Consider the following 22843-nt stretch of genomic DNA (forward strand, 5'->3'; position numbering starts at 1 on the left):
GGACCTTGGTAGACGTCATTGCCGACAGCCACATCCAACACGCCCGAGCTTGCGCCGGCTGCGATGGTGATGGTTTTGCCGCTTTCCAAAGTAACAGTGACAGGACCGTTCTGCGCGGTGACCGGTTTGCCGTCGGCGCCGGTCAGCGTGGCGGTGTAGGTGATCGTGCCGTTTTCGTTCACGGTCGGCGTAGCGGTCAACGTCACGGTAGTAGCGTCTATCGAATCGGTAATCGTAGTCACCGCAGGCGCAGTGCTCGGCACCAAACTCTCGAAGTTGCCACCGGTCGCGCTAGTAATGGTGGTGCTGACAGTGCTGCCGTTGTTGTAGACGTCGTTGGCCGGGGTGTCCACGGCAACGGTGCCTGTAGTGGCACCGGCGGCGATGTTGATCACCGCGCCATTGCTCAAGGTCACGGTCACTGGGGTTTGAGCGGCATTGGTCAAGGTGGCGGTGTAGGTAATCTGGCCGCCTTCGGTGACGGTGTTGCTGGCCGAGAGGGTCAGGCCGGTGGTATCGACCGAATCGGTAATAGTGGTCACCGCAGGCGCAGTGCTCGGCACCAGATTCTCGAAGTTGCCACCGGTCGCGCCAGTAATGGTGGTGCTGACAGTGCTGCCGTTGTTGTAGACGTCGTTGGCCGGGGTGTCCACGGCCACTGTGCCGGTCGTCTGGCCGGCGGCAATGGCGATGACCGAGCCGTTGCTCAAGGTCACGGTCACTGGCGTCTGGGCCGGATTGGTCAGGGTGGCGGTGTAGGTGATCGAACCGCCTTCAGTGACGGTGTTGCTGGCGGACAGAGTCAGGCCAGTGGTGTCCACCGAGTCGGTAATCGTAGTCACCGCAGGCGCGGTGCTCGGCACCAGGTTCTCGAAGTTGCCACCGGTCGCACCGGTAATGGTGGTGCTGACAGTGCTGCCGTTGTTGTAGACGTCGTTGGCTGGCGTCTCGACGTTGACGGTGCCGGTGGTCTGGCCCGCAGCGATGTTGATCACCGCGCCATTGCTCAAGGTCACGGTCACTGGGGTTTGAGCGGCATTGGTCAAGGTCGCGGTGTAGGTAATCTGACCGCCTTCGGTGACGGTGTTGCTGGCGGACAGGGTCAGGCCAGTGGTATCGACCGAATCGGTAATGGTGGTCACCGCAGGCGCAGTGCTCGGCACCAGGTTCTCGAAGTTGCCACCGGTCGCGCCAGTAATGGTGGTGCTGACAGTGCTGCCGTTGTTGTAGACATCGTTGGCCGGGGTATCCACGGCCACTGTGCCGCTAGTCTGGCCGGCAGCAATGGTTATGACCGAGCCGTTGCTCAAGGTCACGGTCACTGGCGTCTGGGCCGGGTTGGTCAGGGTGGCGGTGTAGGTGATCTGGCCACCTTCGGTCACCGTGTTGCCTGCGCTCAGGGTGACATTGGTGGTGTCGATGGTATCGGTGATCTGAGTCACTGCCGGGGTGGTGGGCAGGGTCACGGCAATGCCGGTGCCACCGGTGGTCCCGGTGACGCTCACGCTGATCTGGCTGGCGTCGTTGTAGACGGTATCGTTCGCTGCCAGCGGTACGTTGACGCTACCGGTCGTTTGGCCGGCCGGGATTACGATCACGGAGCCGTTGGACAGGGTCACGGTCAGGTTGGTCTGGGGCGCCTGGGTGACCGTCGCGGTATAGACCAGTACACCACCGGCCTCGGTCAGGGTCGGGGTGGCGCTCAGGGTCAGTGTCGCGTTGAGCAGGGTGTTGGCTGTGGTATTGGCGTTGGTGTCGAGACCGTTGATGTTGTTGTCAGCGACGGCGGCCGTGCTCAAGCCTTCAGTCGGGAAACCGATGGTCGGATCGACGCTGCCGGCGGTGGCGTCCAGTGCCACGAAGCTGTGACCGCCACCGGCGGCACCCCCCGCGCCCGCAGCGGTAGCACCGGCGGCCGTGGCTTCAAGGGCAGTGGTCGGGTCGGCGCCCGCAGCGATGGCTTGCTGCAGCTCTTCTACGGACGGCGCGGCCTGGGCAGTGGCTTGCGCCAGGTCCGTGGACGAGTCCGGGGCGTTGGCGCTCCATTGGGTATCGCGACCCAGGTCCAGGGTACGGCCATCGGCCAATTCCAATGTGACGGCGCCGGCCGGCCCGGTGTCCAACTGATCGCCTGTGTAGAGGCGATCGCCTTCAATGAGTACGCGACGGATGCCCTCTGGGGATACGACGAAAACCTGACCAACAATGCTTTTGACGACGGCAATAACACTGCTCATTGAAGACTCTCCGGGTGCCACGTTCAGTAGACTTCCATGGACCCGGGGGCCTCTGGGCCTCGGCGGTCTGGACGTTCTCTTTAACTAAGTAAGGTTGTTTGACGCTTTACCGTGTCAGAAATTTGGCTGTCTAGTTTCGATTTATTTGTTTATGCCAAACTATTGACCTTATGTTGGCCATCCTAAACAATCGCTTCAGTAATGTCACATTGATATTTAAGCGGCGACCTGTCCTTTCGGTGCTTGATCCAGTTCTTGTTTCGAACTTTCCGACATACGGTCATTCCGGTTGCCATCATCCGATGCAGCGCCACGTTTCGCTGTGATTCAAGACAAGAGTTCAGGAAAAAACCACCATGCGTCCGCACTTGTTCATGGCTTTGCCCTTCGCCCTCGCCGCAAATTTCGTACAAGCACAAACCTTGCCGCAAGCCATGCAACAGGCCTTGGATGTCCATCCGGAAATCCAGGCCGGTGTGAACAGTCGTCTCGCGGCGGATTACCAACTCAAGGCGGCCAAGGGCGGCTACCTGCCTAGGGTGGACCTTGCAGCCGGGTACGGGCGTGAAGGCACTGACAGCGTCACCACCCGATCGGGCAGCAACAACCATTGGGAAACCCTGAACCGCAGCGAGTCGAGCCTGCGCCTGTCACAAATGGTTTTTGACGGTTTTGCGACGTCCAGCGAAGTGGGGCGTCAACAAGCCACCGTCAACGCCCGTGCCTACTCGTTGCTGGATGCGTCCGAGCGCACCGGCCTGACCGTGGCCCAGGTCTACCTGGATGTGCTGACCCGTCGCGAGTTCGTGCGCCTGGCCGAGGAAAACCTCAAGAGTCATGAACGCATCTTCGACCAGATCAAGCTGCGCACCTCCCGTGGCGTGGGCAGTGGCGCCGACCTGGACCAGGCCGAAGCGCGCATGGCCCAGGCCCGCAACAACCTGATCACCGAACAGACCAACCTGGCCGACGCCGAGACCAACTTCCTCAGCGCCGTGGGCCAAATGCCCGATCAACTGGAGCGCCCCGCCGATTTTCTGGCGCTGTTGCCGGCCAACCTGACCGAAGCCCGCGCCCAGATGCTGGAAAACAGCCCGGTGCTGCGTTCGGCCGAAGCGGACATCGCCGCCGCCGAACAACAGTACGAAGCCGCCAAGTCGAGTTTCTACCCACGTTTCGACGCTGAGCTGGGCCGCACGGCCGACAATGACCTGGACGGCCAGAACGGTCATAACAATGAATGGCAAGCCATGCTGCGCATGCGTTTCAACCTGTATGCCGGTGGCAGCAACAAGGCGGACCTGGAATCCAAGTCGTACCTGTCCAACCAGGCCCTGGACATCCGCAACAATGCCCTGCGCCAATTGAATGAAGAGCTGGGCCTGGCCTGGAACGCCCTGAACAACGCCAATGCCCAGGTGCCGATCGCCCAGCAATACGTGGACCACAGCACCAGCGTGCGTACCGCCTATCAGAGGCAGTTCAGCCTTGGCGAGCGGACCCTGCTCGACTTGCTCGACAGCGAAAACGAGCTGTTCACAGCTTCCCGGCGCCTGGCGGAAATCAAGAATGTGCAGTTGTTCACCCAATACCGGATCAAGGCAACCATGGGCCAACTGTTGAAAAGCCAGGGTGTGGTCGCACCGTTGGCATCGGTTGTGCAGAACGACGTGAAACCCAAGGTTCAGTTGCCTGGGATGAATTGAGTCCTACCACCTGTTTTAATCAGTCAGAGTGCCGAGCGTGGAATCAGAAGTCAGTCCAGTCGAACTAGTTCATGACCCGCGCACGCTGCACGACGACCCGTTGCTGGACGGTCTGCTGGCGCTCTGCATGCTGCATCAGAAGCCGGCCAGCGCAGCGATGCTCACCACGGGCTTGCCACTGCCCAAGCAACGGCTGAGCGTCGAATTATTGTCGCGCGCGGCGGCCCGTGCCGGTCTGCAAGGCCGGGTGCTGCAACGCAAGCTGGAGCAGATCCCGACCATCGCCATGCCGGCGCTGTTGCTGCTCAAAGACGGCCGCAGTGCCGTGCTGCTGGGCTGGGTCGGTGACGACCAGGCGCGGCTGCTGCTCAGCGAAAGCGATGGAGGGGAGGTCACGGTCAGCCGCGAACTGCTGGCGGACGACTACAGCGGCAAGGTGTTCTTCGCCCAACCGCAGCATAAATTTGACGTCAACCACGGCACGCTCATTCCCCGGGCGCGTTCGTGGTTCCGCGACACCCTCAAGCGGTCCCGCTGGCTATACGCCGACGCCATCGCCGCGAGCCTGCTAATCAACATCATCGCCATGGCCGCGCCACTGTTCGTGATGAACGTCTACGACCGCGTGGTGCCGAACCAGGCCGAATCGACCCTGTGGGTGCTGGCCGTCGGTATCACCGGCGCCTATGTGTTCGATCTGATCCTCAAGATGCTGCGCAGCCTGTGCCTGGACCTGGCGGGCAAGAAAACCGATCTGATCATCTCGGCGACGCTGTTCGAGCGTATCGTCGGCATGTCCATGAAGTACCGCCCGGCGCGGGTCGGCAGCTTTGCCCAGAACATCCATGAGTTCCAGAGCCTGCGGGACTTCCTCGCCTCGCTGACCCTCACCAGCCTGATCGACTTGCCGTTCACCCTGCTGATCTTCATGGTCATCGCGATTATCGGCGGGCACCTGGTGTGGATTCCGGTGCTGGCGTTCCCGATTGCCCTGCTGATCGGCTATGCGTTGCAGAAGCCCCTGGTGGCGACGATGGAGCGCACCATGGCCCTGGGCGCCGAGCGCCAGTCCAGCCTGATCGAGACCCTGGCCGGCCTGGACGCGGTGAAGGTCAACAACGCCGAGAGCGAGCGTCAATACCAGTGGGAGCAGACCATCGGCACCCTCAGTCGCCTCGAACTGCGGGTGAAGATGCTGTCCGGGCTGGCGATGAACATCACCTTGCTGATCCAGCAATTGGCCGGGGTGATCATGATCGTCTTCGGCGTTTACCTGATCATCGCCGGCAACCTGAGCATGGGTGGGCTGGTTGCCTGCTACATGCTCAGCGGCCGCGCCCTCAGCCCGCTGGCGTCGCTGTCGGGCCTGTTGACCCGTTACCAGCAGGCGCGGGTGACCATGACCTCGGTCGACCAGATGATGGAGCTGCCCCAGGAGCGCAATTTCGACGAGCGCCCCCTCAGCCGCAAGGTGTTGCAGGGCGCCATTGAATGCCGTCAGTTGAGCTTCACCTACCCGAACCAGCAGAACGCTGCGCTGAAAAACATCAATCTGGTGATCAAGCCGGGGGAGAAAATCGGCATCATCGGTCGTAGCGGTTCGGGCAAAAGCTCGCTCGCCAAATTGCTGGTGGGCCTGTATCAGCCTGACGACGGTGCCTTGCTGGTGGACGGCGTGGACATCCGCCAGATCGACGTCAGCGAGCTGCGCTACAACATTGGCTACGTGCCCCAGGACATCCAGCTGCTGGCCGGCACCCTGCGGGACAACCTGACCTCCGGCGCCCGTTACGTCGAAGACGAACTGGTGCTCCAGGCCGCTGAGCTGGCGGGCGTGCACGAATTCGCCCGCCTGCATCCGCAAGGCTATGAACTGCAAGTCGGCGAGCGCGGGCAGAACCTGTCCGGTGGCCAGCGCCAGAACGTCGCCCTGGCCCGCGCGCTGCTGCTCAACCCGCCCATCCTGCTGTTGGACGAACCCACCAGCGCCATGGACAACACCGGTGAAGAACGCTTGAAACAGCGTCTGGCCGCCGTGGTGGAAAACAAGACCGTGCTGTTGGTGACGCACCGGGCATCCTTGCTGTCGCTGGTGGATCGCCTGCTGGTGGTCGACCGTGGACAGATCCTCGCCGATGGCCCGAAAGCCGCTGTCATGGAAGCGCTGAAGAAGGGGCAGATCAGTGTTGCTTAAGTCAGGTTTAAAGGGCGGGGTGGGCCGCTATTTCAAAGGTTCCGACTCGCTGCACGGCCAACCGCTGCCCGAGGTCAACAAAGCCCTGATCGAGGACGCTCCCCGGGTGGTGCGTTTGACGATCTGGGGCATCATCGGCTTCTTTGTGTTCCTGATGCTGTGGGCCAACTTCGCCGAGATCGACGAAGTGACCAAGGGCGACGGCAAGGCGATCCCATCGTCCAAGATCCAGAAAGTCCAGAACCTGGAAGGCGGTATCGTCGCTGAGCTGTTCGTCAAGGAAGGGCAGATCGTCGATGTCGGCGCGTCGTTGATTCGCCTGGACGACACACGGTTTGTCTCCAACGTCGGCGAAACCGAGGCTGATCGACTGTCCATGCTGTTGCGAGTCGAGCGCCTGAGCGCCGAGGTCGATGACCGGCCGCTGAACTTCCCGGCCGATGTGCTCAAGGCGGTGCCGGGCCAGGCCGCCAGCGAAGAGTCGCTGTACATCAGTCGCCGCCAGCAGTTGCACGATGAAATCGGCGGCTTGCAGGAGCAGTTGATCCAGCGCCAGCAGGAACTGCGCGAGTTCGTGTCCAAGCAGGCGCAGTACCGCTCCGGCCTGGCCTTGCAACGCCAGGAAATCAACATGTCCGAACCGCTGGTGGCCCAGGGTGCGGTGTCGCCGGTGGAAGTGCTGCGGCTCAAGCGCGCCGAAGTCGAGACCCGTGGGCAACTGGACGCCACGACGCTGGCGATCCCCCGCGCCGAATCGGCGATCAAGGAAGTGCAGCGCAAGATCGACGAGACCCGCGGCAAGTTCCGCAGCGAAGCCCTGACCCAGCTCAACGAAGCCCGCACCGACCTGAACAAGGCCCAGGCCACCGGCAAGGCCCTGGAAGACCGGGTGAGCCGGACCCTGGTGACGTCGCCCGTGCGTGGCATTGTCAATAAATTGCTGGTGAACACCATCGGCGGCGTGATCCAGCCCGGCAGCGACCTGGTGGAAATCGTGCCGCTGGACGACACCATCCTGGTGGAAGCGAAAATCCGTCCACAGGACATCGCCTTCCTGCACCCCGGCCAGGACGCCACGGTGAAATTCACCGCGTACGACTACACCATCTACGGCGGGATGAAAGCCAAGCTGGAACAGATCGGCGCCGACACCATCACCGATGAAGACAAGAAAACCACCTACTACATCATCAAGCTGCGCACCGAACGCAGCCACCTGGGCACGCCTGAAAAACCCTTGCTGATCATCCCAGGGATGGTGGCGTCGGTGGACATCATCACCGGCAAGAAAACCGTGCTCAGCTACCTGCTCAAGCCCATCATCAAGGCCCGGTCCGAGGCGTTGCACGAGCGCTAGAAACCCAATAACTCGGGCCGGCGCTATCTCTGTGGCGAGGGGATTTATCCCCGCTGGGCTGCGCAGCAGCCCCCGAAATAGCTGAATGTAACCAAGCCTGACACACCGAGGTGGCAGGTTTTAGGGCTGCTTCGCACCCCAGCGGGGATAAATCCCCTCGCCACAGGGAGGGCGGTGAAAACTCTAAGCCATATCGTTATTCATTAACGGTATTTAAATTTCAATTCTTATACCCTTAAAGTCATCCTCCTGCGTACCTGCCGACCAATCGGCACGCCGCACGACACAAACCAACACGGTGACCCGTGAGTTTTTGATCGATTGCGCGCCCATTGAAGCGCGCTGTGTGGGAGTGATGTATGCCAGCCGTTTCCTTTTCTCCAGATTCAAATGCCGCGACCATCGCGCCGCAGTCGTTCGCCATCCTCCCGTTTCGCGATGCCGTCGGCGCCGAGATCGTCGGGCTGGACCTGTCCCGGCCCATCAACGACCAGGATTTCGCCCGCATCCATCGCGCGCACCTGGACTATCACGTCGTGGTGTTCCGTGACCAGCGCATCACCCCCGAACAGCACATCGCCTTCAGCCGCCGTTTTGGCGTGCTGCAAATCCATGTGCTCAAGCAGTTCCTGCTGGCCGGGCATCCGGAAATCCTCATCGTGTCCAACATCATCGAAAACGGCCAATCCATTGGCCTCGGCGATGCAGGCAAGTTCTGGCATTCGGACCTTTCCTATAAGGAGCTGCCCAGCCTCGGCTCGATGCTCCACGCCCAGGAACTGCCGAGCGAAGGCGGCGACACGCTGTTCGCCGACATGCACAAGGCCTGGGACGGTTTGCCCGAAACGTTGCGTAAAGCGGTCGAGGGCCGTTCGGCGGCGCATTCCTACACTGCGCGCTACAGCGAAACCAAATTCGAAGGCAACTGGCGCCCGACGTTGACGCCGGAGCAACTGGCCCAGGTGGCCGAAGTCGTGCACCCCATCGTCCGCACCCACCCGGAAACCGGGCGCAAGGCATTGTTCGTCAGTGAGGGGTTCACCACCCGCATCGTCGGCCTGCCGGAGGATGAAAGCAAAGCCATCCTGACGGAGCTGTATGCCCACAGCGTGTTGCCTCAAAACATCTATCGCCATCAATGGCAGCCCCATGACTTGGTGTTCTGGGACAACCGCTCGCTGATCCACCTGGCCGCCGGTTGCCCGAGCCATCTGCGCCGCAAGCTGTATCGCACCACCATCCAGGGCGACGCCCCTTTCTGATCGGCTGCGCCTCGCGCCAAGAGCCCGGAGAATCACCATGTCCAAGCGCATTGCTTTTGCACCGCTGGCCGCCGCCATCGGCCTGGGCTTCAGTTTGCTGGCCGGCAGCCTGGTCGCGCCGGCCAGCGCCCACGCCGAGGGCGAGATTCGGATCGCCGAGCAGTTCGGCATCGTTTACCTGTTGCTGAACGTGGTCCGCGACCAGCAATTGATCGAGAAGCACGGCAAGGAAGAGGGCATCGACATCAAGGTCGATTGGACCCAACTGTCCGGTGGGGCGGCGGTCAACGATGCATTGCTGTCGGGTTCCATCGACATTGCCGGAGCCGGCGTCGGGCCGTTGCTGACGGTCTGGGACCGCACCCGTGGCAAGCAGAACGTCAAGGCCGTGGCTTCCCTGGGCAACTTTCCCTATTACCTGTTGAGCAACAACCCCAAGGTCAAGACCATTGCCGACTTCACCGAGAAGGACCGCATCGCGGTGCCAGCGGTGGGTGTTTCGGTGCAGTCGCGTTTCCTGCAATACGCCGCCGCCAAGCAGTGGGGTGACAAGGACTTCAATCGCCTCGACAAGTACACCTTGGCCGTCCCGCACCCGGATGCCACGGCGGCGTTGATTGCCGGCGGCACTGAATTGACCGGGCATTTTTCCAACCCGCCGTTCCAGGACCAGGCCCTGCAAAACCCCAACGTCCATGTGGTGCTCAACTCCTATGACGTGCTCGGGCCGAACTCACCCACGGTGCTGTTCGCCACTGAGAAATTCCGCGATGAAAACCCGAAGACCTACAAGGCGTTCGTCGAGGCGCTGACCGAAGCGGCCGAGTTCGCCCAGAACGATAAAGGTGCGGCGGCGGACACCTACCTGCGGGTGACCAAGGCCAAGATCGACCGGGCGACCTTGTTGAAAATCATCGACAACCCGCAAATCGAATTCACCGTCACACCGAAAAACACCTACCCGCTGGCCGAATTCCTCTACCGCGTCGGCGCCATCAAGAACAAGCCGGCGTCATGGGAAGACTATTTCTTCCAGGACGCCAAACCGTTGCAGGGGAGCTGATTGTCATGAACGCGCGTTTGCAAGGCCACGCGGCCAGCAATCCCACCGCCACCGGCACGGCATTGCTGTCGGTGGACAACGTCAGCCTGGAGTACCGCACGCCACAACGCGTGGTGCGGGCCACCCACCAGGTGAGTTTCGAAGTCGACCCGGCGGACCGTTTTGTTTTGCTTGGCCCGTCCGGGTGCGGCAAGTCCACCTTGCTCAAGGCCATTGGTGGCTTCATCACGCCGTGCGAAGGCGAGATTCGCTTGCAAGGCCAAACCGTCAACGCGCCGGGACCGGACCGGATCGTGGTATTCCAGGAGTTCGATCAACTGCCACCGTGGAAAACCGTCAAGCAGAACGTGATGTTCGCGCTGCTGGCGTCCGGCACCCTCAAGCGTCGCGAGGCCGAGGAGCGGGCGCTGCATTACCTCGACAAAGTGGGCCTGGCGGCGTTTGCCGATGCCTACCCTCACACGTTGTCCGGTGGCATGAAAGCGCGCGTCGCCATTGCCCGGGCGTTGGCGATGCAGCCGAAAATCCTCTTGATGGACGAGCCCTTCGCCGCCCTCGATGCCCTGACCCGACGCAAGATGCAGGAAGAACTGCTGCTGCTCTGGGAAGAGGTGCGTTTCACGCTGTTGTTCGTCACCCATTCCATCGAGGAAGCGTTGGTAGTGGGCAATCGCATCCTGCTGCTGTCACCGCACCCCGGGCGTGTGCGGGCGGAAGTCCACAGCCATCAATACGATCTGCACAGCCTCGGTGGCGTGGGGTTCCAGCACACGGCGCGGCGGATTCATGGCTTGCTGTTCAATGAAGGTCAGCCGCCTGAAACCGAGCGTGAGCTGGATTTCACCGACATCCGTATCGCCTATTGACCCCCGTAGGAGCTGCCGAAGGCTGCGATCTTTTGATCTTTCGCTTGTCGGCGCAAAGATCGCAGCCTCGCTTCGCTCGGCAGCTCCTACAGGTTGGTGCAAGGCATTGAGGAAGAGAGTTTTATGAGCCAGTTATCGCCTGCGCGCGAAGAGTACGAAGTCGACCTGCAACCCCTGACCCACGTGCCATTGGAGCGGGAGTTGCCCTTGGGCCAGCGCCTCTGGCAACAGGGTTGGCTGCGCAAAAGTTTGATCCTGTTGTTGCTGGCGGTGGTGTGGGAGGGCGTGGCGCGCTACCAGAACAATGACCTGCTGCTGCCGAGTTTCTTGCAGACCGCCAGCGCTTTGTACGACGGTTTGCTCAGCGGCGAGCTGTTGGGCAAGGTGTGGATTTCCCTGGTGGTGCTGCTCAAGGGCTATTTACTGGGCATCGTCCTGGCGTTTGGCTTGACCACCTTGGCGGTGTCGACGCAGTTGGGCCGCGACCTGCTCAGCACGTTGACGTCGATGTTCAATCCGCTGCCGGCCATCGCCCTGTTGCCGTTGGCGCTGCTGTGGTTCGGCCTGGGGCAGAACAGCCTGATTTTCGTGCTGGTGCATTCGGTGCTGTGGGCGCTGGCGTTGAACATGTACGCGGGGTTTCTCGGTGTGTCGGAAACGCTGCGCATGGCCGGGCGCAACTACGGGCTCAAGGGCCTGCGTTTTGTGCTGTTCATCCTGATTCCGGCAGCGCTGCCGTCGATTCTCGCCGGGCTGAAAATCGGCTGGGCCTTCGCCTGGCGCACCCTGATCGCCGCCGAACTGGTATTCGGCGCCACCAGCGGCAAGGGCGGCCTGGGCTGGTACATCTTCCAGAACCGCAACGAGCTGTACACCGACAAGGTGTTTGCCGGGTTGGCGGTGGTGATTTTGATTGGGTTGTTGGTGGAGAACCTGGTGTTCGACAGTTTGGAACGGGTGACGGTGAAGCGTTGGGGGATGCAGCGCTAATCGGTGGGGTGAATGAACCCTGTAGTGAGGGTTGTCTGGGCTGGCCTCATCGCGAGCAAGCTCGCTCCCACAGTTGACGGGCGTTGATCTCGATATCTTAGTCGACACAAAACCCCTGTGGGAGCGAGCTTGCTCGCGATGGCGGTTTTCAATCCACCACAGGAATGTCAGCCCGAAGCCTGGACCTCAAGCCGATCCATTGCCCGCTCCACCAATAAATGCACGCCATCAGCCATGCGGCTGATCGCCAGGATGACACTGCGACGACTGCCTTCAACGTCATCCGCCAGGTCGGCGGCGATGGCGCTGATGGACAGCAGGTCTTCGGAGGCATTGGCCAGCAGGGTTTCGGTGTCGATGTCCGGGGCGACCATGAAGAGGTGGGCGGTTTGGGTTTTGCCAGAGGCTTCATCGGTCGGTTTGGGATTGAGGTAGTAGTCGAGGGCGCGTTGGGCGGCTTCGTCGAGCTTTTTGGACTCTGGGGTCTCAGCGCGGGTGTCAGGTGAGACGGGGGGAGGGTTAGGTGTAGGTTTGAACATGGTAGGTTTCCATTGGAGAACCACTTTGAATCGCTTGCACGCGATGGAAGGTGGCAGCTGTGAGCGAGTGTGCAAGACCGGGTAACCATACCAAAACCCCGGCAGACCTTGAGAGTCTCCCGAACACAGCCGCCATAAAACGCGGGCACGAATGCACCATAAATGGCCGGAGGCATTATGATTCGGTTGTTGTACCCGGACTTGCACGTCCGTGTCACCGTTTTTTCAGTGACAAACCCAGACTAGCGGCGGGCCCGAAGCCGGACAAGTTCACCAATATCGCTACAACTTGAAGGAAATCTCCTAGGACCCAACTGTACGAGTGCACCCAATCCAAATAGCCAGATAAAGCCTCCTCCTTTTCCATTAGACTTGCGACCCTCCAGCAAGCCTTCAGGACACGGAATGCCAGTCCCTCAAAGCCCCCTTCGCAAAGCCTTGGTCAATTGGCTTTATACCGCCGCCCTGATGCATCTGCTTGCCGGCATCACCTTGAGCTGGGCAGGCCATTCGGGCTTGCTCGATGGCTACCTGCAAAACATCGAACAGGCCTTCTGGGGCGCCGCCGTGGTGCCCGCGACGGCCAGCGCACAGCAGGTCTGGTGGCTGGCCTTGTTCGGCGCCACGTTGCAAAGCTACGCGTTGTACATGTTCGCCCTCGTGCACATCGGCAATCGACTGAAAAGCGCCATGCCTTGGGCCTGGATAATCGCCGGCATCCTGCTCTGGGCGCCCCAGGACATGTTGATTTCCGCCCAGGCGCGGGTCTGGTCGCACTTGTGGCTCGACGGTCTCGCGCTGCTGCTGTTACTGCCGCCGCTGTTCTGGCTCTATCGCCATGACCGCCGCACCTCCCTGACTGACCACGCGCCGAGTGATGCAAACCATGCCTGACTTTTCCCTGCTGGACTGGGCCATCACGCTGTTGATCGCCCAGGCGATCCTGGGCGCGCTGGATACCCTGTATCACCACGAACTGACCGTCGCCTTGCCCTATCGCCACAGTGCGCGGCTGGAGCTGTCGATCCACGCCTTGCGTTCGTGCTTCTACGGGATCTTGTTCCTGGGCATTGCCCATCTGGCCTTCGAAGGCACCTGGGCGATTGTCATCGCGTTGCTGTTCGCCTTGGAGATCGGCCTGACGCTGTGGGACTTCGTGGTCGAGGACCGTAGCCGCAAACTGCCGCCCATCGAGCGCATCATGCACACGGTACTGGCGGTCAACGGCGGTGCCTTCTTCGCGCTGTACGGGGTGCAGCTGGCGCAGTGGGCGAGTTTGCCCACCGGCCTGAGCGGGATCGACCTGGGCTGGCGCGGCTGGCTGCTGACCTTGTTCGCCATCGGGGTCACGGCCTCGGGGATTCGCGACGGCTTGGCGGCCTTGCGCATGCAGCGCGCGGGCAAGCCCGCCAACCCGTTTGCCGGTGGCGCCTATAAGCGCGTGCTGGTCACGGGGGGCACCGGGTTTATCGGCGAGACGCTGGTCAATCAACTGCTCGATGCCGGGCACACGGTCAGCGTGCTGGCTCGTGATCCGTTGAAAGCGGCGTATCTGTTTGACGGTCGCGCTCGCTGCCTGCGTTCGCTGGGCAAGCTGGGCCATGACGAAACCTTCGACATCGTGATCAACCTGGCGGGCGCGCCGGTGGCCGGGCCGCGCTGGAGTCCCAAGCGCCAGGCGCAACTCATCGCCAGTCGGGTCAATACCACCGAAGCCTTGATGACCTGGTTGAAAAACGCCCGACACAAACCCGCATTGTGGATACAGGCCTCGGCTGTCGGTTTTTATGGCGTGCGCGACGCCAGCGAAAGCCTCGATGAACGTGCCACCCGGGGCGAGGGCTTCATGGCTGAACTCTGTGCGCGCTGGGAGGCCTCGGCCCGGCCCGCCACGGAGCTGGGCGTGCGCCAGGTGGTAATGCGCCTGGGCGTGGTGTTCGGCCCGGGCGGTGCGTTGTTGCCGTTGCTGATTCCGTTTCGCCTGGGGTTCGGCGGGCGGATGGGCGATGGTCGGCAAATCATGAGTTGGGTGCACCGCGACGATGTCATCCAAGTGATCGCCCGTGCGTTCGATGACGAGAGCCTGAGCGGCACCTACAACCTGGTGGCGCCAGAAACGGTCAGTCAGGCGCTGTTCGCCGAGCGCGTGGGCAAGGTGCTCAAGCGTCCGGTGTGGTTCCACATCCCAGCCGCGCCGGTGCGTGCCCTGGCGGGTGAGATGGCTCAGTTGTTTTTCGACGGCCAGCGCGTGGTGCCCAATCGTCTCGTCGAGGCCGGTTATACCTTCCGTTATCCGACCCTCGACGCAGCCCTGCGCGACCTGGCCTGAGGACCGTCCATGAGCAAGCCCCGGATGTACCTGCTGGCCGGCAACGGTAGCGCCGCCGATTGGTGGGATGACGCGCTGCCGCACTTTGAACGCTACGACGTGGTGCCATTAGAGTTGCCGGGCTTTGGCAATAACCCACAGGCCCCTTGCGAGGACCTGGCGGCCTATGCCCAGGCGTTGCTGGCGGCAACGGACAAGGGCAGCGCGATCATGGCGGTCGGGGTCAATGCCTTGCTGGTGCTGCACGCCTTGCAACGGCAGCCGGGACACTTTTGCCGCAGCGTGTTGCTGGCGCCGGTGGGCGCATTTTTGTGGCAGCGACGATTGCCGGCGTTGATGTCGCCGCTGCTGATTCGCAAGACCATCCACTGGCTGCTCTCGAACAAGCCGACGCTGTTCGCCCACAAATTCTCCCGCCAGACCTGGACGCCCGCGCAATACCAGCGCATGGGCGCCGGCTATGCCCGTTGCCGCGCCTTTGTGCCGCTCTGGGATCAGTTGCGTGCGGACACTGCGTTGCCGTTGCTGGAATGGATCACCGACCCGGTCGAGCTGGTGTGGGGCGATCAGGACAAAGTGCTGGGTGTCGTGCAAGCGGCGGCCTGGTCCGCCATTCTGGCCCGTGCCGACCTGACCATCAGCCTGAAACCCGGCTGGGGCCACTACCCATGGATCGATGCGCCGGCCGAGTTCGCCGCATGGTTGGAGTCGGGCGAGCGTGGTTTCGTCGCGCACACCAAGGGTGGGCGCTTGTGCCTGGCGGAGCTGGCCGGGCAAGCAGTGCCTGCGGCGCTGTCGCTCAACGACTGTCATGATCCGCGCTTACCAGGATTTTTGAAGAGCCAGCCGGACGCTATCTGGGCCGTGCGTTCTTCCAGTTACGGCGAAGATCAGGCCGACGCGGCGAATGCTGGCCTGAGCACCACGTTCCTGCGTGAACCGACGCACAACGTGCCGGTGCGTATTGCCGAGTTGACGGCGGCGGGTGTCGAGGAAGTGGTGGTGCAGCGTTTCATCACGCCACGGCTGTCGGGGATCGCCTTCGTGCGCCACCTGTCCGTCGAGCTGGAGTGGGTCGAAGGTCACCTGGAGTCGTTGGCCGATGGCCAGGTGAGCCCCGAGCGGGCGATCCTTTCCCGCCTCGGCGAGTCATGGAGCAGCGGCACATTCAAGCCCGCCCATGGCCTGACCGAAGACGTGCTATGGCGTTTCCTGCAAGGCGTGCTGCAGGTGTTCCACTACGTGCCCGGCGACGTCGAATGGGCCTGGGACGGCACCCAACTGTGGTTGCTGCAATACCGACCGATCAGCGACTACGGCTGGCGCCGTCACCTGACCGCCGCCAACATCGCCGAGATCCTGCCGCCGCAACCCAGCGCCTTGGTGGAGTACGCCCAGCGCCGTGCGGCGGCGAGCATCCCGGCGATCATGGCGCGCTGGGACTCACGGGTGTTGCAGGACAATGAGCCGTTCACGGCGGTGTTTGGCGGTGCTTCGTATATCAACAATGACCTGTTTCTCGCCCGGCTGGCCGACTGGGGCATCAGTGCCAGCAGCTACGCCGGCGAGGTCGGCGGTGCGACACCGCACCTGCCGTGGCGGCCACTGCGCCTGCTGCGCTCGCTGCCGTTGTTCCTGCGCATGCAACGCATCGCCCGTGGGCATTTGCTGACGTTGGAAAACGGCTTGCGACGTTTTGACCGAGAGCTGCACGCACTGAACGGACAAGGTGCCGACGGCCAGCAATTGGCTGACTGGTTCACCCGCTTCTACGTGTTCGTGGTGCAAGGCAACCTGTGCATCGCCAGCGCCTTGGCCAGCAGTGGCGGCGACTGGCTGGGGCGGCCGCCGACCGCCTATGACAACCTTGAACACAGCCCCCATCGCCTGCCGTGGGAAACCGACCCGGCCACGCCACGCCCAGCACTGACCGAGTTGCCCTTGCAGGCCTTCCCACAATCGCCCCTGGCGATTCGCCTGGCTCATTCGACCGGCCTGCCGGGCTTGCGTGGCTACTACCTGCAAGTGCGCGAATGGTATCGCGACAACCTGATGCGGATGTTCTTTCGCCTGCACCACGCCATGCCGACGGCTGACCGAGCGCATTGGTTCGCGCCGCACCCGGACATCCGCACCCGCGATGGCAGCTTCTGGCAGGACGGTCGTGAAGGCACCGAGCAGGCCAGCGGCTTCATGATTTATCCGGGGCAGGCCCAGGGGATTCTGGGCGAGGACATTCTGCTTGAAGACACGTTGGACCCTGGTCGCCACGCACACTATCAAAGCGCCCGGGCCGTGATTGCGCGAATGGGTGGGCGCTTGTCCCACGGCTCGACGTTGCTGCGTGAGTTGCGTAAACCTTCGGCGGTGCTGCCGCAGGTGGATGTGGCGTGGCTGGGGCGTGAGGTGTTGTATCGGGATGGTGAGTTGACGTTGGTTGCTACCAATAGTCCGGCTTGATGGCGGGGGCTTTGTGCGTGGGTACTTGGTTGGGGAACTGGTGAAGTAATCAACTGAGGCAGTTGTGCTGTGCGGGTTTTCGATATGCGCGATGTGTGTGACAACAGGCTTCGCAAATCCAGCCATTTGTAAGGTGTGTCTGCGAGCAGTCCATAGAACAGGTTATAGCCGTCAACAAAAAATGCGGTGCGCACAAACTCGATCCCCAGAAACGAAAAAACCGGCCTAAGCCGGTTTTTTCACCCCAACAGCCAGAGAACTGAATCTCTGCGTACGGGGTTGAGTAGGGCCATCCTAAGTTGAGCGTGTCATAACGTCAACCGTTGGCTGGATTCTCTCGTCACCGGCGCAACAGTGTTGAGCGTATGCATGGTGGAAGGTCAAATCCATTCTTTGCTTGCTCTGTCAGCGTTTGTTACGAAATAGAGCCTCTCTTAGAGCAACGGTAGAAATCCATCACCGAAAACCATTTTCCAACGAATGGAAATTCTCAATACTTTGTAGGATTTGATGTCCGTACATATCAGGAAAAAACTGAGCGTTTTTTTGTCCCCTCTTCGACCTTTTTGAAACAAGAGTTTTCTCACTCCTGACGGCTATTCCCTTGACGCCCCCCACCGCTGTCGTAGACTCCGCCCATCCGTCAGGGAGTAACGGCATGGGACGTTTGAGTAGTTGGGTTGTGGGATTGACCTTTGTAACGTGCGGCGTGCAGGCGCAAACGCCTGTCGCGGACGATCCTCTGCTGGAAAGCGGTGTCACGGCCAGTGCGCCGAGTGGCAATGAGGCGCGTGGGGTGCTTCGGGCGCGAGACCAGGCGGTGCTGGCCAGCGAGTTGGCCGGGCGCATCGTCGAGTTGCCGTTCAGCGAGGGCGAGTCGTTCAAGAAGGGCGATACTCTGGCGCGGTTCGATTGCTCAGCCTATCAGGCCCAGCTCAACGCGGCCCAGGCGGCAAGCCGGGGGGCCGGTGAAGAGCTGGCGCATAATCGGCAATTGGCGGAGTTGAAATCGGTCGGGCGCTTTGAGGTGTCGCGGGCCGAGGCCCGGCTCAGCGAGGCTCAGGCCCAATCCCAGGTGTACCAGGTTCAGGTCAAGCGTTGCAGCGTGATCGCGCCCTTCGACGGGCAAGTGGTGGCGCGCAAGGTCCAGCGCTACGAAAGCGTGGCGGCCGGCGCGCCGTTGCTCGATGTGGTCGACAACCGCACCCTGGAGATCCACCTGCTGGTGCCGTCGCGCTGGATGGACCGGCTCAAGCCTGGCCAGCCCTTTACCTTCGTCCCCGATGAAACCGGCAAGCCGTTGCAAGCGACGGTCAAGCGCCTGGGCGCGCGCATCGACGAGGGTAGCCAGACCCTGTTGCTGGTGGCGAGCGTGCCGGATGCCAGCGGCCTGCTGTCGGGCATGAGCGGCACGGCGCGTTTCGCGGAGCCCAAGTGAACGCGCCGGTATCGGGCAGCGCCGAGCAGGTGTTTGCCCGCTTCCTTGACCTTGAACGCCAGACCCGGGCTGCACGAACGCCGGCACAATTGAGCTACAGCCTGGTCAATGACGGCCAGGCCCTGTTCGGCTTTCGTCATGCCGCGTTGTTGATCGCCGGCAAGGTCCAGGCGGTGACCGGCGTCAGTACCGTGGAGCCGAATGCGCCATTCGTGGCATTTGTCGAGCAGGCGGTGGCGCAGCTATTCAAACAGGGCCTGTTGAATCAGGCTCGGGTGATCGCCGCCGATGGGGTGAGCGAATCCATCCGGGCGGACTGGCAAAGCCTGTCCGCCGGGCAAGTGTTCTGGCTGCCGTTGATCGATCATCAGGGCCAGGTATTCGGCGGTTTGTGGCTGGCCCGGGACCTGCCCTGGACCCCACCCGAACAAGTGCTGCTGTCGCAACTGGGGGACACCTACAGCCATGCGTGGCTGGCGCTGCAACCGCGCAAGCCGTGGCGCCTGCGTTGGACGCGCAAGCGCCAGGTCGCCCTGGTGGCGGTGTTGCTGCTGGGCTTGCTGATCCCGGTGCGCCAGTCCGTGTTGGCCCCGGCCGAAGTAGTACCGCTGGGCGGGCAGGTGGTAGCGGCGCCGCTGGATGGGGTGATCGCCGACTTCCTGGTCAAGCCCAACCAAAGCGTCAAGAACGGCGACCTGCTGCTGCGTTTCGAAAGCACCAGCCTCAAGGCCCAGGCCGATGTGGCCGAACGTGCGTTGGGCGTGGCCGAGGCCGAACTCAAGGCCAATTCCCAGCGCTCGTTTGCCGACGCTGAATCCAGTTCGAAGATTGACTTGCTGGCCGCCCGCGTCGAACAGAAACGCGCCGAGCGCAACTACGCGCTTGAACTGCTCAAGCGTAGCGAAGTACGCGCCGAGCGCGACGGCATTGCGGTGTTCGCCGACGCCGAGCGCTGGCTCGGCAAGCCCGTGCAGACCGGCGAGCGACTGATGGAAATCGCCGATCCGAACCAGGCCGAGTTGCGTATCGAATTGGCGGTGGGCGACGCGATCGCCCTGGAGCCCGGTGCGCAAGTGGCGTTGTTTCTCGACAGCGACCCGTTGCAGCGGCACCTGGCCTGGCTCGAACGCTCGGCCTATGAAGCGCAGCCTACCGCCGCCGGGCAACTGGCGTATCGGTTGGACGCGCGTTTCGATGCCACGGCGCCGCGCATCGGCCTGCGGGGCACGGCGAAGGTCTTCGGCGACCGCGCGCCGCTGGCGTTGTACCTGTTGCGTCGGCCACTGGCCGGCCTGCGCCAGAGCGTAGGCCTGTAGCATGGACTTGCCGAGCCTGCGGCCGGACCTGCAGTTGTCCCCGGCGGCGCCGGACCCGGACGGTTCGCCGCAGTGGACCTTGGCCGATCCGGTGCGCGGGCGCTACTTCAAGCTTGGCGCGGCGGCAATGCGCATGTTGCGGCACTGGTCACTGGGCGATCCGGAGCAGGTGCTGCAAGCCGCAAACCGCGAGCCGGGCCTGCCGCTCAATGGCGAGTCGCTGGAACAACTGCTGGGTTTCTTGCGCGGCCATGACCTGATCAGCGCGATGGACTCACAACAGCGCGACAGTTACCTCTTCAAGACCGCCGCACAACGCCAGAGCCTGTGGCAGATCTTGCTGCATCAATACCTGTTTTTTCGCATACCGCTGTGGCGCCCGGATGCCTTTCTCAACCGGGCCTGGCCCTGGTTGGCGCGGTTCGGGCCCGGGATCCTGCGCTATGGCCTGCCGCTGACCCTGGGCCTCGGCATCTTTTTGGTGTCGCGGGACTGGCAGCGCTTCATCGCGACGTTTCCGCACCTGTTCAGCCTGGGCGGTGCGCTGGCCTTCGGGACGGCGTTGCTCTTCGCCAAGCTGTGCCATGAGTTCGGCCATGCCTTCATGGCCAAGCGCGCCGGTTGTCGTGTGCAAAGCATGGGCGTGGCGTTCATGGTGCTGTTGCCGATGTTCTACACCGATGTCAGCGACGCCTGGCGGATCAATGATCGTCGCGCGCGGTTGCTGATCGGTGCCGGCGGGGTCCTGGCCGAATTGCTGCTGGCGTGCATCGCGCTGCTGGCCTGGTCGCTGCTGCCCGACGGGCCGGCACGGACCGCGGCGTTCATGCTGGCCAGCGCCACCTGGATCACCACGCTGATCATCAACTTGAACCCTTTCATGCGTTTTGACGGGTATTTCCTGCTCAGTGATTTCTGGGCGGTGGATAACCTGCAGGGGCGTGCGTTCGCCCTGTGCCGCTGGCGCCTGCGCGAAGCCTTGTTCGGTTATGGCGCGGCGGCGCCGGAACCCTGGTCGCCGAAGATGCGTCGGCGTTTGCTGGTCTGGGGGTACGGTTCCTGGCTGTGGCGGGCGTTGTTGTTTTTCGGGATTGCCCTGGCGGTCTATCACCTGTTCTTCAAGGTGCTGGGCATTTTTCTGATGATGGTGGAATTGGTGTGGTTCATTGTGATGCCCATCGTGAATGAATGGCGGCAATGGTGGAGCCGCCGTGAGCAAGCCCACCGTGGGCGGATGCTCCTTACCGGCCTGGTGTTGCTGGGGTTGCTGTTGGCGTTGCTGTTGCCCTGGCGCAGCGCGGTGGAAGTGCCGGTCATGCTCGAGGCCGGGCGGGCCAGTGCCTTGCATGCGCCAGTGGCGGCACGGGTCAAGCAGGTGAACGTGCACGACGGCCAGACCGTGGCCCAGGGCGATGTATTGATTGAACTGGAATCGCCGGACATGGCCTCGCGCCTGGCCATCGTGCGCCGGGAAATCCAGATCCAGCAGTTGCAGATGCGCCGCCAGGCCGGGCGCAGCGAAACCGCCGCCGATGCCGGCATCATCGAACAGCAACTGGCCGAAGCGGTGGCCGAGCACCGGGGCCTGGTGGCCCAGCGCGAACGGCTGTTGTTGCGTGCGCCCCATGCCGGCCAGGTGCGCGACTTGTTGCCGCAACTGTCGGTAGGGCGCTGGCTGTCACCGACGCAGGCGCTGGCGCGAGTGGTGCAGACCGATTCGCGGTTGCGCGGGTACCTCACCGAAGCCGAGCTTTGGCGGGTCGGGCCGGGCGCCACGGGACGGTTCATCGCGGACGATCCGATGCACACGTCGATTGCCGTGCAGTTGAATGAAATCGACACCAACGGCGTGGCCTGGGTCGAACAGCAAGCGTTGACGTCCGACCACCATGGGCCGATTGCGGTGCGCCGCGATTCGCAGCAACGGGCCGAGCCGGTGCAGGCCCAATACGGTGTGCGCCTGAGTGCGCTGGACGACACGTCCGCTCCGGCGCAGCCGCTGCGTGGCGTGGCGGTGTTGCAGGGCAAGGGCGAGTCGGTGTTGGGAGCGGCCTGGCGACGGTTGGCGGCGTTGGGTGTCAGGGAAAGCGGGTTCTAGTCTTGGGGAGCGAGCATGGATTCAGTGGCGGCAGAGGGATTGGTGGTGCGTCCATCGCGGGTCAGCGATGGCCCATTCCTGCAGGGCCTTTACCAGGCGGCGCGGCCTGACCTGCAATGGATCGACGGCGACCCCGAACAGGTGCAGCAGGTGATTGCCCAGCAGTTCCAGGTGCAGGAGCAAGGGTTGGGCGAGAACTTCCCCGACGCCATGCATTACGTCGTGGAAAAACTCGGCACCGCGATCGGTGCCTTGAGCACGGATTTCGGCCCCAATGAAATTCGCGTGCTGTACCTGGCCTTCATTCCCCAGGCGCGTGGGCAGGGGTATGGCCGGGCGGTGTTGCAAGGGGTGCAGAAAGCCGCGCAACAGATCCGCTGCCCGGTGGCGACGGTGGTCTGGGCCAGCAACCCCCATGCACGCCGGCACTACCTGGCGCTGGGTTTCGAAGTGCAAGAGCGCAACCCGGCGGCGGAGCGGTTAGTCTGGTATCCGAAAGGCAACTGAACAGTGCCTGACTTGCCACCTGTTCAATGTGGGAGCGAGCTTGCTCGCGATGAGGGCGGTAAATCCAACATGGATGCAAGCAGACCGTCCGCCATCGCGAGCAAGCTCGCTCCCACAAGGGGCCACCAGTCTTTAGTTAAACGCGATGTAGAAATATCCCAGCGCCGGATCCCGTCCCATAGGCGGTATCCGTGACACGAACACCCCCTCGATCTTGCCCAGTTCAGGCACCTCCAGCCCGCAAAGACCGTCCACGAACGCAGTGCTTTCCAGGCTGTTGAACTCGACGCTGAAGGGCATGCGCTCGGTGTTCGGCATCTTCGCCCGAGGTGTTTCTTCAAGGGTTTCGAAGCGCACCGGCAGGCAACTGCCATCAGGCAGGGTCAGGCTGCCGGTCTGGCCCAGCAGCGCTTGGAAATGGCGGCTATGAACCTGTTGCAGCATATCGACACTCCAAAAGGCCGGAGGACCGCAGCCCTCC

The 22843-nt window shown here is 62.5% G+C and carries 17 protein-coding genes and 1 pseudogene; 14 read left to right on the forward strand and 4 right to left on the reverse strand.

Annotated elements, in window-relative coordinates; genetic code table 11:
* A partial coding sequence (locus tag BLU85_RS16155; protein ID WP_139212811.1) for a retention module-containing protein occupies positions 1–2237 on the reverse strand: 2237 nt, incomplete at its 3' end.
* A gap of 356 nt (positions 2238–2593) precedes the next feature.
* Here BLU85_RS16155 and BLU85_RS16160 point away from each other — a divergent pair.
* From BLU85_RS16160 to BLU85_RS16190, 7 genes are all read left to right on the forward strand, one after another.
* The gene (locus tag BLU85_RS16160; RefSeq protein WP_092201392.1) at positions 2594–3943 is read left to right on the forward strand and encodes a TolC family outer membrane protein; all 1350 of its coding nucleotides are present in this window, start codon (positions 2594–2596) and stop codon (positions 3941–3943) included.
* A gap of 37 nt (positions 3944–3980) precedes the next feature.
* The gene (locus BLU85_RS16165) at positions 3981–6137 is read left to right on the forward strand and encodes a type I secretion system permease/ATPase (RefSeq protein ID WP_092201408.1); all 2157 of its coding nucleotides are present in this window, start codon (positions 3981–3983) and stop codon (positions 6135–6137) included.
* Entirely contained in the window at positions 6127–7494 is a 1368-nt protein-coding gene (locus BLU85_RS16170; protein WP_092201390.1) for an HlyD family type I secretion periplasmic adaptor subunit, read from the forward strand. Before BLU85_RS16165 ends, BLU85_RS16170 begins: the two co-directional genes overlap by 11 nt.
* Positions 7495–7853: 359 nt before the next feature.
* Complete coding sequence (locus tag BLU85_RS16175; RefSeq protein WP_072409312.1) at positions 7854–8756, forward strand: TauD/TfdA dioxygenase family protein; 903 nt, start codon at positions 7854–7856, stop codon at positions 8754–8756.
* 37 nt (positions 8757–8793) lie between these two features.
* Entirely contained in the window at positions 8794–9819 is a 1026-nt protein-coding gene (locus BLU85_RS16180) for an ABC transporter substrate-binding protein (protein ID WP_092201388.1), read from the forward strand.
* Between the two features lie 5 nt (positions 9820–9824).
* Positions 9825–10685: an ABC transporter ATP-binding protein gene (locus tag BLU85_RS16185; protein ID WP_092201386.1), complete on the forward strand. Its 861-nt coding sequence runs from the start codon at positions 9825–9827 to the stop codon at positions 10683–10685.
* A gap of 123 nt (positions 10686–10808) precedes the next feature.
* Entirely contained in the window at positions 10809–11675 is an 867-nt protein-coding gene (locus BLU85_RS16190; RefSeq protein WP_092201384.1) for an ABC transporter permease, read from the forward strand.
* A gap of 167 nt (positions 11676–11842) precedes the next feature.
* Here the strand turns inward: BLU85_RS16190 and BLU85_RS16195 are convergent, their stop codons facing one another.
* Positions 11843–12214 carry a DUF6124 family protein gene (locus BLU85_RS16195; protein ID WP_092201382.1) on the reverse strand — a complete coding sequence of 124 codons (372 nt, stop codon included), beginning with the start codon at positions 12212–12214 and terminating at the stop codon, positions 11843–11845.
* A gap of 405 nt (positions 12215–12619) precedes the next feature.
* On the opposite strand from BLU85_RS16195, the gene BLU85_RS16200 reads away from it, so the two are divergent.
* The 3 genes from BLU85_RS16200 to BLU85_RS16210 are packed head-to-tail and all read left to right on the forward strand — an operon-like array spanning position 12620 to position 17003.
* The gene (locus BLU85_RS16200) at positions 12620–13108 is read left to right on the forward strand and encodes a cell division protein (RefSeq protein WP_170847590.1); all 489 of its coding nucleotides are present in this window, start codon (positions 12620–12622) and stop codon (positions 13106–13108) included.
* Positions 13101–14543 (forward strand): TIGR01777 family oxidoreductase, encoded by a 1443-nt coding sequence (locus BLU85_RS16205; RefSeq protein WP_092201380.1) that lies wholly within the window; start codon positions 13101–13103, stop codon positions 14541–14543. Before BLU85_RS16200 ends, BLU85_RS16205 begins: the two co-directional genes overlap by 8 nt.
* A gap of 9 nt (positions 14544–14552) precedes the next feature.
* Entirely contained in the window at positions 14553–17003 is a 2451-nt protein-coding gene (locus BLU85_RS16210; protein ID WP_092201378.1) for an alpha/beta fold hydrolase, read from the forward strand.
* 33 nt (positions 17004–17036) lie between these two features.
* Here BLU85_RS16210 and BLU85_RS31420 read toward each other — a convergent pair.
* A pseudogene (locus BLU85_RS31420) lies at positions 17037–17197 on the reverse strand (NYN domain-containing protein); the annotation flags it as partial.
* A gap of 464 nt (positions 17198–17661) precedes the next feature.
* Between BLU85_RS31420 and BLU85_RS16220 the strand changes: the two are divergent.
* Genes BLU85_RS16220 through BLU85_RS16235 form a run of 4 tightly spaced genes read left to right on the forward strand, consistent with a single transcriptional unit; the run spans position 17662 to position 22362 of the window.
* Positions 17662–18441, forward strand: coding sequence for an efflux RND transporter periplasmic adaptor subunit (locus tag BLU85_RS16220; protein ID WP_060739731.1), 780 nt, complete (start codon positions 17662–17664; stop codon positions 18439–18441).
* Positions 18438–19757, forward strand: a complete 1320-nt coding sequence (locus BLU85_RS16225) for an efflux RND transporter periplasmic adaptor subunit (RefSeq protein ID WP_092201377.1) — start codon at positions 18438–18440, stop codon at positions 19755–19757. Before BLU85_RS16220 ends, BLU85_RS16225 begins: the two co-directional genes overlap by 4 nt.
* Position 19758: 1 nt before the next feature.
* Positions 19759–21855 carry an efflux RND transporter periplasmic adaptor subunit gene (locus tag BLU85_RS16230; RefSeq protein ID WP_092201374.1) on the forward strand — a complete coding sequence of 699 codons (2097 nt, stop codon included), beginning with the start codon at positions 19759–19761 and terminating at the stop codon, positions 21853–21855.
* A gap of 15 nt (positions 21856–21870) precedes the next feature.
* A complete protein-coding gene (locus BLU85_RS16235) occupies positions 21871–22362 on the forward strand; it encodes a GNAT family N-acetyltransferase (RefSeq protein WP_092169367.1) in 492 nt (163 codons plus the stop codon).
* Positions 22363–22494: 132 nt separating this feature from the next.
* Here the strand turns inward: BLU85_RS16235 and BLU85_RS16240 are convergent, their stop codons facing one another.
* Positions 22495–22806: a DUF6916 family protein gene (locus BLU85_RS16240; RefSeq protein WP_092201372.1), complete on the reverse strand. Its 312-nt coding sequence runs from the start codon at positions 22804–22806 to the stop codon at positions 22495–22497.
* Between the last annotated feature and the right edge of the window lie 37 nt (positions 22807–22843).

The organism is Pseudomonas sp. NFACC14 (assembly GCF_900106885.1).
Lineage (GTDB): Bacteria > Pseudomonadota > Gammaproteobacteria > Pseudomonadales > Pseudomonadaceae > Aquipseudomonas > Aquipseudomonas fluorescens_AA.

Excerpts from the sequence above, each read along its gene's own strand:
- BLU85_RS16160 (WP_092201392.1), top strand. The coding sequence starts at position 2,594 with ATGCGTCCGCACTTGTTCATGGCTTTGCCCTTCGCCCTCGCCGCAAAT.
- BLU85_RS16175 (WP_072409312.1), top strand. The coding sequence starts at position 7,854 with ATGCCAGCCGTTTCCTTTTCTCCAGATTCAAATGCCGCGACCATCGCG.
- BLU85_RS16180 (WP_092201388.1), top strand. The coding sequence starts at position 8,794 with ATGTCCAAGCGCATTGCTTTTGCACCGCTGGCCGCCGCCATCGGCCTG.
- BLU85_RS16185 (WP_092201386.1), top strand. The coding sequence starts at position 9,825 with ATGAACGCGCGTTTGCAAGGCCACGCGGCCAGCAATCCCACCGCCACC.
- BLU85_RS16190 (WP_092201384.1), top strand. The coding sequence starts at position 10,809 with ATGAGCCAGTTATCGCCTGCGCGCGAAGAGTACGAAGTCGACCTGCAA.
- BLU85_RS16195 (WP_092201382.1), bottom strand. The coding sequence starts at position 12,214 with ATGTTCAAACCTACACCTAACCCTCCCCCCGTCTCACCTGACACCCGC.
- BLU85_RS16200 (WP_170847590.1), top strand. The coding sequence starts at position 12,620 with ATGCCAGTCCCTCAAAGCCCCCTTCGCAAAGCCTTGGTCAATTGGCTT.
- BLU85_RS16205 (WP_092201380.1), top strand. The coding sequence starts at position 13,101 with ATGCCTGACTTTTCCCTGCTGGACTGGGCCATCACGCTGTTGATCGCC.
- BLU85_RS16210 (WP_092201378.1), top strand. The coding sequence starts at position 14,553 with ATGAGCAAGCCCCGGATGTACCTGCTGGCCGGCAACGGTAGCGCCGCC.
- BLU85_RS16220 (WP_060739731.1), top strand. The coding sequence starts at position 17,662 with ATGGGACGTTTGAGTAGTTGGGTTGTGGGATTGACCTTTGTAACGTGC.
- BLU85_RS16230 (WP_092201374.1), top strand. The coding sequence starts at position 19,759 with ATGGACTTGCCGAGCCTGCGGCCGGACCTGCAGTTGTCCCCGGCGGCG.
- BLU85_RS16235 (WP_092169367.1), top strand. The coding sequence starts at position 21,871 with ATGGATTCAGTGGCGGCAGAGGGATTGGTGGTGCGTCCATCGCGGGTC.
- BLU85_RS16240 (WP_092201372.1), bottom strand. The coding sequence starts at position 22,806 with ATGCTGCAACAGGTTCATAGCCGCCATTTCCAAGCGCTGCTGGGCCAG.